10 protein-coding genes and 1 other annotated feature are annotated in these 13,205 nt (G+C 37.6%); all 10 genes read left to right on the top strand.

Translation table 11 applies throughout. The features are described 5' to 3' along the window. Window positions 1-123 precede the first annotated feature (123 nt). The 10 genes from hemA (at window position 124) to ACXKY9_RS21755 (ending at window position 13,053) form a co-directional block, all read left to right on the top strand. Window positions 124-1,458, top strand: coding sequence for a glutamyl-tRNA reductase (gene hemA / locus ACXKY9_RS21800; protein ID WP_000547867.1), 1,335 nt, complete (start codon window positions 124-126; stop codon window positions 1,456-1,458). A 17-nt stretch (window positions 1,459-1,475) separates the two neighbouring features. Beyond that, entirely contained in the window at window positions 1,476-2,309 is an 834-nt protein-coding gene (locus ACXKY9_RS21795) for a cytochrome c biogenesis protein (RefSeq protein ID WP_000008991.1), read from the top strand. Between the two features lie 15 nt (window positions 2,310-2,324). Next, window positions 2,325-3,254 (top strand): hydroxymethylbilane synthase, encoded by a 930-nt coding sequence (gene hemC / locus ACXKY9_RS21790; RefSeq protein WP_001226396.1) that lies wholly within the window; start codon window positions 2,325-2,327, stop codon window positions 3,252-3,254. Window positions 3,255-3,256: 2 nt separating this feature from the next. After that, a complete protein-coding gene (gene hemD, locus ACXKY9_RS21785) occupies window positions 3,257-4,009 on the top strand; it encodes a uroporphyrinogen-III synthase (RefSeq protein ID WP_000992340.1) in 753 nt (250 codons plus the stop codon). A gap of 20 nt (window positions 4,010-4,029) precedes the next feature. Next, complete coding sequence (gene hemB / locus ACXKY9_RS21780; RefSeq protein WP_001087065.1) at window positions 4,030-5,019, top strand: porphobilinogen synthase; 990 nt, start codon at window positions 4,030-4,032, stop codon at window positions 5,017-5,019. Next, entirely contained in the window at window positions 5,019-6,308 is a 1,290-nt protein-coding gene (gene hemL / locus ACXKY9_RS21775; RefSeq protein ID WP_000712943.1) for a glutamate-1-semialdehyde 2,1-aminomutase, read from the top strand. The genes hemB and hemL overlap by 1 nt, the downstream gene beginning before the upstream one ends. Before the next feature lie 78 nt (window positions 6,309-6,386). Then, window positions 6,387-7,397 carry a stage VI sporulation protein D gene (gene spoVID, locus ACXKY9_RS21770; RefSeq protein ID WP_003285397.1) on the top strand — a complete coding sequence of 337 codons (1,011 nt, stop codon included), beginning with the start codon at window positions 6,387-6,389 and terminating at the stop codon, window positions 7,395-7,397. A 66-nt stretch (window positions 7,398-7,463) separates the two neighbouring features. Next, entirely contained in the window at window positions 7,464-8,489 is a 1,026-nt protein-coding gene (gene ysxE, locus ACXKY9_RS21765) for a spore coat protein YsxE (RefSeq protein ID WP_000350653.1), read from the top strand. Window positions 8,490-8,743: 254 nt separating this feature from the next. After that, window positions 8,744-8,975: a binding site (T-box leader), on the top strand. Window positions 8,976-9,012: 37 nt separating this feature from the next. Next, on the top strand, window positions 9,013-11,658 hold the full coding sequence (locus ACXKY9_RS21760) for a valine--tRNA ligase (protein WP_000072250.1): 2,646 nt from the start codon (window positions 9,013-9,015) through the stop codon (window positions 11,656-11,658). A 93-nt stretch (window positions 11,659-11,751) separates the two neighbouring features. Beyond that, the gene (locus ACXKY9_RS21755) at window positions 11,752-13,053 is read left to right on the top strand and encodes a bifunctional folylpolyglutamate synthase/dihydrofolate synthase (protein ID WP_000582068.1); all 1,302 of its coding nucleotides are present in this window, start codon (window positions 11,752-11,754) and stop codon (window positions 13,051-13,053) included. The last annotated feature ends 152 nt before the right edge of the window (window positions 13,054-13,205 follow it).

Here is a 13,205-nt window from a genome sequence, read left to right as displayed (position 1 = left end):
TTATTACATACGGAGAATAATTAAAAAATAATCGGTTGTTCACACGATTGTCAGATTCATAAGAGGAAAGTTGTATTATGATAGTAGATAAAGTGATAAAACGGGTGAAGGGGGACATGCTGCGTGCATATTCTTGTTGTTAGTGTAAATTATCGAACAGCCCCTGTAGAATTTCGTGAGAAACTCACATTTCAGGCAGCAGAACTAGAGCGAGCGATGACTACATTACAAAATCAAAAGAGCGTGTTAGAGAATGTCATTGTATCAACTTGTAATCGCACTGAGATTTATGCTGTTGTCGATCAATTACACACGGGACGGTATTATATTAAGAAGTTTTTAGCTGATTGGTTTCAGCTTGAAATAGAAGAAGTCGCGCCATATTTAACTATTTTTGAACAAGATGGTGCAATAGATCATTTATTCCGCGTAACGTGCGGTTTAGATTCTATGGTAGTCGGAGAAACGCAGATTTTAGGTCAAATAAAAGATAGCTTTTTAGAAGCGCAACAAGTTAAAGCAACAGGCACAATTTTTAATGAATTGTTTAAGCAAGTCATTACATTAGCAAAACGTGCCCACTCAGAAACAACAATCGGGGAAAGTGCGATGTCTGTTAGTTATGCTGCTGTTGAGCTTGGAAAGAAAATATTTGGCGAGTTAACAGATTGTCATGTGCTTATTCTTGGTGCTGGTAAAATGGGCGAACTTGCACTGCAAAACTTATATGGAAGTGGTGCTCGTAAAGTAACAGTTATGAATAGGACGCTTTCGAAAGCAGAAGTAATGGCTGAGAAATATATGGGACATGCAAAATCGTTAAGCGAATTACAATGTGCATTATTAGAAGCAGATATTTTAATTAGTTCAACTGGTGCATCGGAGTATGTCATTACGAAAGAGATGATGACGAAGGTAGAGAAAATGCGCTCTGGTCGCCCTTTGTTTATGGTTGACATTGCAGTGCCACGTGATATTGATCCAGCGATTGATGAGCTAGAAGGTTCTTTCTTGTATGATATTGATGATTTACAAGGAGTAGTGGAGGCAAACCGTGCTGAGCGTTTGAAAGAAGCAGAGAAAATTCAATTTATGATTGAAGAGGAAATTGTTCTATTTAAAACGTGGTTAAGTACACTTGGTGTTGTTCCATTAATATCAGCTCTTCGTGATAAGGCACTTGCAATCCAAAGTGAAACGATGGTAAGCCTAGAGCGAAAAATACCAAACCTTAGTGATCGTGAGAAAAAAGTCATTAGTAAGCATACGAAAAGTATTATTAATCAATTATTAAAAGACCCAATTTTAGTAGCGAAAGAAATAGCTGCTGAAGAGGGAGCGAGCGAAAAATTAGCGTTATTTGCGAAGATTTTCGATTTAGAAACGGAAGACGTAGAGAGTTGTGCGGAAGAAGTAGAACATAAAAAAGTGTGGACACCATCCGTTCCATCTTTATAATTTGGAAGGATGATCGGATGAGTTTTTTAAATAACAGTATTATTTATCATATTGCAATTATTTTATATGCTTGTAGCATTAGTTTATATTTTATAGATTATTTCCAAAGTAACCGAAAGGCGAACCGATTTGCTTTTTGGTTACTTGCGATTGTATGGGTCCTGCAGTCTATTTTTATGTTGCTTAGGGCTACAGATTCAGAAACGAATCCTATTTTAACTTTATTATCAGGGATTTATTTTTATGTTTGGTTATTGATTACGATGTCGTTAGTCATTAATCGATTTATGAGAATCGACTTTTTAGTCTTTTTTACAAATGTTGTTGCATTTGGCGTAAGCGCTTTTTCTATTTTTACACCGCTCGGAAAGATGTCGCCAGTACTTGCGGAACAATTAGTTTCAGAACTTGTATACGTGCATGTCGGTATGGCAATTATTTCTTACGCAACGTTTACTGTATCGTTCATTTTTTCTATTATGTACTTATTACAATATCGCCTATTAAAAAAGAAAAAATGGAATGCGAGATTAAGAAGGTTAGGGAATTTACCGAAGCTAGAATCTATGTCTTACGGATTAAATTTATTTTCTGTTCCATTTTTCTTACTAGCAATTTTATTAGGATGTATATGGGGATATACAAAATTGGATAATTTCCATTGGTATGATACGAAAGTAATCGGATCTTTTGTCGTTCTATTTGTGTATTGCACAGGTTTATATTTACGAGCGGCAGATGTGTTGCAAGGTAAGAAAATTGTACAGTGGAATATCGGATCGTTTCTCGTAATGCTAGTAAACATTTTTCTATTAAGCAGTTTATCCAATTTCCACTTTTGGTATTTATAATGAGGAGAGAGAATTATGCGCAAAATTATTGTAGGATCACGAAAGAGTAAACTAGCATTAACGCAAACAAACTGGTTTATTGATCAGTTAAAAGCCCTAGGTCTACCATATGAATTTGAAGTGAAAGAAATTGTCACAAAAGGTGATGTTATTTTAGATGTTACTCTTTCAAAAGTAGGCGGCAAAGGCTTGTTTGTAAAAGAGATTGAACATGCGCTACTTACGAAAGAAATCGATATGGCTGTACATAGTATGAAAGATATGCCAGCCGTACTTCCAGAAGGTTTAATGATTGGCTGTACACCAAAGCGTGTTGACCCTCGTGATGCTTTTATCTCAAAAAATGGAGCATCGTTTAAAGAGTTAGCGGAAGGTGCTATTTTAGGTACGAGTAGTTTAAGACGTAGTGCACAGCTACTCGCTGCGAGACCAGATTTACAAGTTAAGTGGATTCGCGGGAATATCGATACACGTTTACGTAAATTAAAAGAAGAAGATTACGATGCGATTATTTTAGCGACAGCTGGATTACAAAGAATGGGCTGGGATGATGAAGTTATTACAGAACATTTAGATGAAGCGTTATGTGTACCTGCTGTAGGACAAGGTGCATTAGCGATTGAGTGTCGTGAGGATGATAAGGATTTATTACAATTGTTAGCGCATATTAATGATACGATAACAGAAAGAACAGTGGCAGCGGAGCGAGTATTTCTTCATAAACTTGAAGGTGGATGCCAAGTTCCAATTGCTGGATATGCAACCCTTACAGAAAACGATGCAATCGAATTAACAGCTCTTGTCGGCTCTATGGATGGCTCTGTTTTATTAAAAGAGACAGTAGTGGGTACTAATCCTGAGGAAGTAGGATTAGAGGCCGCGGACCGTTTAATTAAGCAAGGCGCCAAAGAACTCATTCTTGCTGCAAATAAGGAGCAACAATAAATATGAACGCTCTCGCTGGAAAAACGGTATTGATTACACGTGCCCAGCATCAAGCGAAACAAATGAGTGTAGCAGTGAAAGAAAAGAGCGGAATTCCATTGGAAATTCCGCTTTTGCGTATGGAAGGTATGTCTCATAGGCAAATTCAACATATTGAAGAGCAGCTACATTCATACGACTGGGTTATTTTTACGAGCAGAAATGGTGTAGCTTTTTTTATAGATAGTTTAAAAAAGAAACTACCACTAACCATTAAAATCGCTGCGGTAGGTGTGAAAACAAAATTAGAGTTAGAAAAAAGGGGCTATCAAGTTCATTTTGTTCCCACTTCATTTGTTGCAGAAGCATTTGCAGAAGAGTTTCTAAAAGAATTAAGTGGAAATGAACGTATTTTATTTCCGAAAGGGAATTTAGCAAGAGAGGTAATTCCGGTTGCCCTACGGGAAATTGGTATTTCTCTAGATGAGCTAACCGTATACGGTACGAAAGTGAATATAGAAAAAAAGCAAGAGCTTATAGCGGCATTGAAGTTAGGGAAAGTAGACATTATTACATTTACGAGCCCTTCAACTGTTACTAGTTTTGTTCGTTTACTTAAGGGTACAAACTGGAGAGAATGGACAAAAAAATGTACAATTGCTTGTATAGGACCTATTACGGAAAAAGAGGCAAGTCTTTATTTTCCGTCTGTTATTGTGCCGAAAGAGTACACTGTAGAAGCATTACTACAATGTGTTTGTGAATCTATAAAATGAAAGAATGGGGATAGAAATCTATGAACTCTTTACAATTTAATCGTCATCGTCGTTTAAGACAAAGCGGGGGCATGCGTGCGCTTGTGCGTGAAACGTTTTTACATACGGAAGATTTTATTTACCCTATTTTTGTATTAGAAGGTGAAAATGTTCGTAATGAAGTTCCTTCTATGCCAGGCGTATATCAAATGTCTTTAGATTTATTGCAAGCTGAAATGCAAGAAGTTGTTGATTTAGGTATTCGTTCTGTTATTGTATTTGGTTTACCTGCTGAAAAAGATGAAGTTGGATCATCAGCATATTGTGATCATGGAATTGTACAACGTGCTATTCAGCAAATTAAAGGTGATTTCCCTGAGCTAGTAGTAGTTGCAGACACATGTTTATGTCAATTTACAAGCCATGGTCATTGCGGTGTAATTGAAGATGGTATTATTTTAAATGACGAGTCTCTTGCAGTTCTTGCGAAAACAGCTGTAAGTCAAGCGAAAGCAGGAGCGGACATTATTGCGCCATCAAACATGATGGACGGCTTCGTAACAGCAATTCGCCATGCATTAGACGAAAATGGTTTTGGACACGTGCCAGTTATGTCGTACGCTGTGAAATATTCATCAGCATTTTATGGACCATTCCGCGATGCTGCGCACGGTGCACCGCAATTTGGTGACCGTAAAACATATCAAATGGATCCGGCAAACCGTATGGAAGCATTCCGTGAAGCAGAATCAGATGTAATGGAAGGTGCAGACTTCTTAATCGTAAAACCAGCGCTTTCTTACTTAGATATCGTTCGTGATGTGAAAAATAACTTTAATTTACCAGTTGTCGCTTATAATGTAAGTGGTGAATATTCGATGATTAAAGCGGCAGCGCAAAATGGTTGGATTAATGAAAAAGAAGTTGTTCTTGAAAAATTAATTAGTATGAAACGTGCAGGAGCAGATTTAATTATTACGTATCATGCAAAAGATGCAGCAAGATGGTTACAAGAAGGAGGCGCTAAATAATGAAAAAGTTTGATAAGTCAATTGCAGCGTTTGAAGAGGCGCAAGACTTAATGCCTGGTGGCGTAAATAGCCCGGTTCGTGCCTTTAAGTCTGTTGGGATGAATCCGTTGTTTATGGAGCGTGGAAAAGGCTCTAAAGTATATGATATCGATGGGAATGAATACATCGACTACGTATTATCATGGGGTCCTTTAATTCATGGTCATGCAAATGATCGTGTTGTAGAAGCGTTAAAATCTGTTGCTGAAAGAGGTACAAGCTTCGGTGCACCAACAGAAATTGAAAATAAATTAGCAAAACTTGTTATTGAGCGCGTGCCATCAATTGAGATTGTGCGTATGGTTAACTCTGGAACGGAAGCAACAATGAGTGCACTACGTTTAGCTCGTGGTTATACAGGTCGTAATAAAATCTTGAAATTTATCGGTTGTTACCACGGTCATGGTGATTCGTTATTAATTAAAGCTGGTTCTGGTGTGGCGACTTTAGGTTTACCAGATAGTCCTGGTGTACCAGAAGGTGTAGCGAAAAATACGATTACAGTAGCTTATAACGATTTAGAAAGTGTAAAATACGCGTTTGAACAATTCGGTGATGATATTGCTTGTGTAATTGTAGAACCAGTAGCAGGAAATATGGGGGTTGTTCCTCCGCAGCCTGGATTTTTAGAAGGTCTTCGTGAAGTAACAGAACAAAACGGTGCATTGCTTATTTTTGATGAAGTAATGACAGGGTTCCGAGTAGCTTATAATTGTGGCCAAGGTTATTATGGCGTAACGCCTGATTTAACATGCTTAGGTAAAGTAATCGGTGGTGGTTTACCAGTAGGAGCATACGGTGGTAAAGCGGAAATTATGCGCCAAGTTGCGCCAAGCGGACCGATTTACCAAGCTGGTACTTTATCAGGTAACCCACTTGCAATGGCGGCAGGTTATGAAACGTTAGTACAGTTAACGCCAGAATCATATGTAGAATTTGAGCGTAAAGCTGAAATGTTAGAAGCTGGATTACGTAAAGCAGCTGAAAAACATGGCATTCCTCACCATATTAACCGTGCAGGCTCTATGATTGGTATTTTCTTTACAGATGAACCCGTTATTAATTACGATGCAGCAAAATCTTCAAACTTAGAATTCTTTGCGGCTTACTATCGTGAAATGGTAGAACAAGGTGTATTCTTACCGCCATCTCAATTCGAAGGTTTATTCTTATCGACAGCACATAGTGATGCAGATATTGAAGCGACGATTGCAGCAGCTGAAATTGCAATGTCAAAATTAAAAGCGTAATGTATTAGAGAAAATCGCTCTCCATAAGGGGAGCGATTTTTTTATTCATAAAGTAAGCTTTCCGCACATAAATCTGTAATGACATATAGTTTGGGAGGGGGAAAAGAAGTGGCTGCAGATCATTCATTACGATTTTCATTAAAAGAATCTGTGTGGTTCCAAAAAGGACAGGAAGTCGAAGAACTTTTGTCAATTTCGTTAGATCCAGACGTTGAGATAGAAGAGCTTGATCATGAAGTAATCGTGAGAGGACAATTAGATTTAACGGGAGAGTATGTTGCACGAAAAGATGATTCAGCGTATTCATTAAGAGAACTATCGCCAGCAAAGTCAATTGATTATGTAGAAACAAGAGAAGATGGGGTTAATGAACTTGTTCATTCCTTTCCACTTGAAATATCAATTCCGAGAAATCGAGTGAAAGTAATTGAAGAGCTATATGTATCAATCGAGGAATTTGATTATGAATTAAAGGAAAATGGTTGCTTACAATTATTAGCGGATATATCTATTACCGGTTTGTGTGATGAAGAGAGAAGCGAGGATGAAGTTGAAGAGGAAGAAACGGTGTATGCTGAGTTAGAAGAAGATTCAGCGCAAGAGGATGAAAATAGACCGGCGCCGCATGTAGAAGAACCAGCATATAAGGAATCAGATGAGTGGGAAGATTACGCATTTGAACCGTTCCAATTAGAGGAAAGAAAAGAGCAGGAATTAGAAGAAGAGAAAATAGAAGAACATGAATTTGTGGAACGTGAAGAGGAGCAAGAAACAACGCCGCAATTTGAACTGTTCGGACGAAAAGATTTCAAGAAAGAAAAAGCAAAAAAGCAGGAAGAACAAGAAGAAGAGTACTCACAGCGAGATGAAAATGCGCTTTATTTAACAAAACTATTTACGAAAGAACCGGAAGAAGAATTTACAAAGTTAAGAATGTATTTCGTGCAAGAAGGGGATACAATTGAATCTATTGCAGACCGTTATGAAACGTCTGTACAAAATTTACACCGTGTCAATCAAACAGAAGATATATTTTTAAATACGGGGCAAATTATTTATATTCCCGTTTCAAGGGTAAAGACGAAATAAGGAAGTGAGTGTTTTCACTCACTTCCTTTCTTAGAGGCTATGTTTTGAATAGAAAGGGTTATTCGTATGGATATTGAGTTGCGAAATCACTATGAACCTATCGTGAGGCAATATAGATTGGATACGCAGCATATGGAAGAGCACGGAAATGTAATGAAAATTTATACGAATCAAGGTCCATATGCACTCAAGAAAATAGAAGGCAGAAAGTTAGAGCGGAATAACTTTCTGCATCATATTCAATATTTGAAGGAGAAAGGTTTTTCAAATTATGTACCTATATATCATGCGACGGATGGAAGTTATATTTTAAGTGACGGGACGTATAATTATTATTTAATGCCTTGGTTAGAACGTGCAGAAGGAAACGGTGATGACAATGATCAATACCATAAAATGTTTCAGACACTTGGAACGTTGCATCAAAAAACTGTGAAGGAAGAAACGTATACGGAAGAAGATTTAGAAAAACATTATACAAGTATATCCGATCGTTGGGAAAATGATGGTGAGATGTTAGAAGAGTTTCTCGTAGAATCTGAATCAAAATGGTATATGTCCCCGTTTGAATTGCAATATTGTACGTACTATCATCATGTAATGAGAGCGCGTGAATTTGCAACGAAGCAATTAAATGAGTGGAACGATGCGATGAAAGAAAAAGAGAAAACGCGTATTACTTTTGTGCATGGTAATGTGTCACTTAATCATTTTTTATTTGACTATGAGCGGAATGGCTATTTTATTAGTTTAGAAAAATCGAAGTTTGCAACGCCTGTGCAAGATATAGTAGGTTTTTATTCACGGTCTTTAAACACATATCCAATCGCAAGAAGTGATCGGTTTGAATGGTTTCAAATGTATCAAAAAAATTTCCCTTTTACGAAAGAAGAGCAACTACTTATGTTTGCGTATATGACGTATCCATCGCAATTTATTCGGCAAATCCAGTCTTATAAGAAAAGAAGAGATAATCGCAACGAGGAAAATGAACTGCGCGGAGTAAAGAGTTTGCAACAATCGCATTGGCTCGTTAGCAATATAGAATATTTCCTGTCGCAATTACAAGCTGCCCAGCAAGGGAACGGATAAAGTAAAGGCATTCTCCGCTGATGATTAGCCTTCACCAATTGGGCGTTTACGGGCAGCAGGGCTCCCATCTAACTTCTTTGCTTCAGCTGAGTTTTGAGGTGGAGGTCTTACTGCCCGCAAATAGCGGGGGAAAGAAGATAAGTAGAGGATTCTACTTATCTTCTTTTTTTTGCACGAAAAGCTGTAGTTTTAAATTTATCTTGACGAATAAGGTTTCGTTTTTTACACTATTGTATATAATAATTAACAATCATATAAATGCCTTGAAGGGGAAGAGTATAACATGAAACGTCTTCAGAGAGGAGAATCATTAGCTGAGAGATTCTCTAGATAGTTATGTTAGAAGGTAGCCCTGGAGCATCTTTTCTGAACGGAATAGTTCTTATTAGGAAAAGACGGATTTGTCCGTTATCAAATTAAGAGTATAAGCAAATTATGAATTTGTTTGTAAATAAAGGTGGTACCGCGATGTCCCTCGTCCTTTTTGGATGAGGGACATTTTTTATTTTAAGGAGGGAAAATAATGTCAAACACGGAAAAGAATTTACCAACTAAATATGATCATATGTCCGTTGAAGAAGGCCTTTATCAATGGTGGCTTGAAGGCAAATATTTTGAAGCAACAGGAGACGAGAAGAAACAACCGTATACAATTGTAATTCCACCTCCGAACGTAACTGGTAAGTTACACCTAGGTCATGCTTGGGATACAACTCTTCAAGATATTTTAACTCGTACGAAGCGTATGCAAGGATACGATGTACTATGGCTTCCAGGAATGGACCATGCTGGTATCGCAACACAAGCGAAAGTAGAAGGAAAACTTCGTGAAGAAGGTATTTCACGTTACGATCTTGGCCGTGAAAAATTCCTTGAAAAAGCTTGGGAGTGGAAAGAAGAGTACGCTTCTCACATTCGTCAACAATGGGGGAAAGTTGGTTTAGGACTAGACTATTCTCGTGAACGATTCACATTAGACAAAGGTTTATCAGATGCGGTTAATAAAGTATTCGTTCAATTATACGAAAAAGGCTTAATTTACCGTGGTGAATATATCATCAACTGGGATCCAGCAACACGTACAGCTCTTTCTGATATTGAAGTAATTCATAAAGAAGTTCAAGGTGCATTCTACCATATGAACTATCCGTTAACAGATGGTTCTGGTCACATTCGTCTTGCGACAACTCGTCCAGAAACGATGCTTGGTGATACAGCAGTAGCAGTTCATCCAGAAGACGATCGTTACAAACATTTAATCGGAAAAACAGTTACACTTCCAATCGTAGGCCGTGAGATTCCGATTATTGCTGATGAGTACGTAGAAAAAGATTTCGGAACGGGCGTTGTAAAAATTACACCAGCTCATGACCCGAATGACTTTGAAGTAGGTAACCGTCATGACTTACCACGCATATTAGTAATGAACGAAGATGGAACAATGAACGAAAAAGCTGGTAAGTATAACGGTATGGATCGTTTCGAATGCCGTAAAGAATTAGTAAAAGACTTACAAGAAGCTGGCGTATTAGTAGAAATCGAGCCACATATGCATTCAGTAGGTCATAGTGAGCGTAGCGGTGCAGTTGTTGAGCCTTATTTATCAACACAGTGGTTCGTAAAAATGGCTCCACTTGCTGAAAAAGCAGTAGCGCTTCAACAAAAAGAAGAAGAAAAAGTAACGTTCGTACCAGAGCGTTTTGAAAACACATATTTACGTTGGATGGAAAATATTCATGACTGGTGTATTTCTCGTCAATTATGGTGGGGACACCGTATTCCAGCTTGGTACCATAAAGAAACTGGTGAAGTATACGTAGGTACAGAAGCACCAGCAGATATTGAAAACTGGAATCAAGATAACGACGTACTTGATACATGGTTCAGTTCAGCGTTATGGCCATTCTCAACACTTGGTTGGCCAAATGAAGATTCAGCAGATTTCAAACGTTACTATTCAACAGATGCACTAGTAACGGGTTATGATATCATCTTCTTCTGGGTATCTCGTATGATTTTCCAAGGTTTAGAGTTTACAGGAGAGCGTCCATTTAAAGATGTATTAATTCACGGTTTAGTTCGTGACGAGCAAGGTCGTAAGATGAGTAAATCTCTTGGTAACGGTATTGACCCAATGGATGTTATCGAGAAGTACGGTGCAGATGCAATGCGTTTCTTCTTATCAACAGGAAGTGCACCAGGTCAAGATTTACGTTTCAGCATGGAAAAAGTAGAATCTACTTGGAACTTCATTAATAAAATTTGGAACGCATCACGTTTCGTATTAATGAACATGGATGATATGAAGTATGAAGAAATCGATTTAACTGGTGAAAAATCAGTAGCAGATAAGTGGATCTTAACGCGCTTAAACGAAACAATCGAAAGCGTAACACGTAACATGGATAAATATGAGTTCGGTGAAGCTGGTCGTTCATTATACAACTTCATTTGGGACGATTTCTGTGATTGGTATATTGAAATGGCGAAACTTCCACTATACGGTGAAGATGAAGCAGCTAAGAAAACAACTCGTTCTATTTTAGCTTACGTATTAGATCAAACAATGCGTCTATTACACCCATTCATGCCATTCGTAACAGAGAAAATTTGGCAACATTTACCGCATGAAGGCGAGTCTATTACAGTAGCTGCGTGGCCAACAGTTCGCGAAGATTTACAAGATACGGAAGCTGCGGCAGAAATGCACCTTCTAGTTGATATCATTCGCTCTGTTCGTAACATCCGTGCAGAAGTAAATACGCCAATGAGCAAAAAAGTTCAAATGCAAATTAAAGCAAAAGATGAGGCTGTACTTGCTCAACTTACGAAAAACAGCTCTTACATTGAGCGTTTCTGTAACCCAAGCGAATTAACAATTCAAACAGACTTACAAGCGCCAGAAAAGGCAATGACTGCAATCGTATCAGGTGCAGAGTTATTCTTACCGTTAGCTGATCTTATCAATCTTGATGAAGAGAGAGCTCGTCTTGAGAAAGAACTTGAGAAGTTCGATAAAGAAGTAGAACGTGTACAGAAGAAACTTTCTAACCAAGGTTTCGTAGCGAAAGCTCCTGCAGCGGTTATTGAAGGAGAGCGTGCGAAAGAGCAAGATTACCTAGAAAAACGCGAAGCAGTTCGTCAACGTCTAGCAGATCTTGAAAAGTAAAAATGTTTTTAGAGACTCACTATATTGGTGAGTCTCTTTTCTTTGCGTATAATAGAACTATGAAAGTTGTCTATTGAAAGGGGAAAAACATACGTGATACATACATACGAAGAAGCGATAGGGTGGATCCATAGCCGATTGAAATTTGGAATTAAACCAGGATTAGAAAGAATGAGATGGATGTTAGAAGAACTTGGAAATCCAGAGCGTCATATAAAATGTGTTCATCTTGCTGGTACAAATGGAAAAGGTTCAACGTTAACATATATGCGTTACATGTTAGAAGGCGCGAAATATAAGGTAGGAACGTTTACCTCTCCTTACATCGAATCATTTAATGAACGCATTAGTGTGAATGGAACACCAATTGCAGACGAAGAGATTACTGAACTTGTAAAGATGGTAAAACCAGTCGTTGAAAAACTAGATGAAACGGATTTAGGGGAAGCGACAGAGTTTGAAATTATTACTGTTATGGCGATTTGCTATTTCGGTAAAGTCAATTTCTGTGATGTTGTTTTATTTGAAACAGGGCTTGGTGGACGTTTTGACTCTACCAATGTTATACACCCTGTCCTCACGATTATTACGAATATCGGTCACGATCATATGCATATTTTAGGAAATACACTAGGGGAAATTGCATATGAAAAGGCGGGGATTATTAAGTCTGGCGTGCCGGTAATTACTGGTGTACAAGATGAAGAAGCTTTGCAAGTCATTCAAAATGTTGCAAAGGAAAACCATGCAAACTTATACGAACTTAGCAAGCATTTTACAGCGTTACATAAACAGTCTAATGAAGATGGGGAACAGTTTGATTTTACTTGTCCTTTTTCCGCATTTGAAGATTTGCAAATCTCAATGAAAGGCATTCATCAAGTAGGAAATGCAGCGTTAGCACTTATGGCAGTAATGTATGTAAAAACATATTTATCATTTTTAATTGAAGAAGAGGAAATAAGAACGGGATTACTGGAAGCATATTGGATTGGGCGCTTTGAAAAGTTGCAAAGTAACCCGGATATTATTATAGATGGTGCTCATAATCCAGAAGGTATCGAAAGCCTTGTGAAAACAGTAGAAGCGCATTACAAAGATAAAAATGTAATAGTGTTATTTACTGCTCTTGGTGATAAACAATTACATAACATGGTAGGCCAATTAGAAACCATTGCAGATGAAATTATTTTTACAACATTCGCCTTTGATCGTGCTATTTCTGCTGATAAGCTTGCATCATATTCACAGAAAGAATCAAAATTAGTTTTTGAAAATTGGAAAGAGGCAATTGATACAAAAGTTGAAATGATAGCAGAAAATGATGTTTTTATCATAACGGGTTCTCTTTATTTCATTTCTGAAGTACGAAAATATATTCGCGAGAAAAACTAGATAGTCTTTGCTATCTAGTTTTTTTGTTCTACAAATGAAGTCAAATGCATACATATAAGATAAATATATAGGGTTATTTGGCGAATTCCTCTGACAAATATCTCGTTTTTTTATGAAATGAATATGATATGATGCGGACAACGATAAGAGGT

The organism is Bacillus sp. 2175, assembly GCF_057812155.1.
The sequence above is the reverse complement of the archived record's forward strand: the minus strand, read 5'-3'. Positions and strand labels throughout refer to the sequence as shown.

Excerpts from the sequence above, each read along its gene's own strand:
- ACXKY9_RS21795 (WP_000008991.1), top strand. The coding sequence starts at position 1,476 with ATGAGTTTTTTAAATAACAGTATTATTTATCATATTGCAATTATTTTA.
- hemC (WP_001226396.1), top strand. The coding sequence starts at position 2,325 with ATGCGCAAAATTATTGTAGGATCACGAAAGAGTAAACTAGCATTAACG.
- hemD (WP_000992340.1), top strand. The coding sequence starts at position 3,257 with ATGAACGCTCTCGCTGGAAAAACGGTATTGATTACACGTGCCCAGCAT.
- hemB (WP_001087065.1), top strand. The coding sequence starts at position 4,030 with ATGAACTCTTTACAATTTAATCGTCATCGTCGTTTAAGACAAAGCGGG.
- hemL (WP_000712943.1), top strand. The coding sequence starts at position 5,019 with ATGAAAAAGTTTGATAAGTCAATTGCAGCGTTTGAAGAGGCGCAAGAC.
- spoVID (WP_003285397.1), top strand. The coding sequence starts at position 6,387 with ATGACATATAGTTTGGGAGGGGGAAAAGAAGTGGCTGCAGATCATTCA.
- ysxE (WP_000350653.1), top strand. The coding sequence starts at position 7,464 with ATGGATATTGAGTTGCGAAATCACTATGAACCTATCGTGAGGCAATAT.
- ACXKY9_RS21760 (WP_000072250.1), top strand. The coding sequence starts at position 9,013 with ATGTCAAACACGGAAAAGAATTTACCAACTAAATATGATCATATGTCC.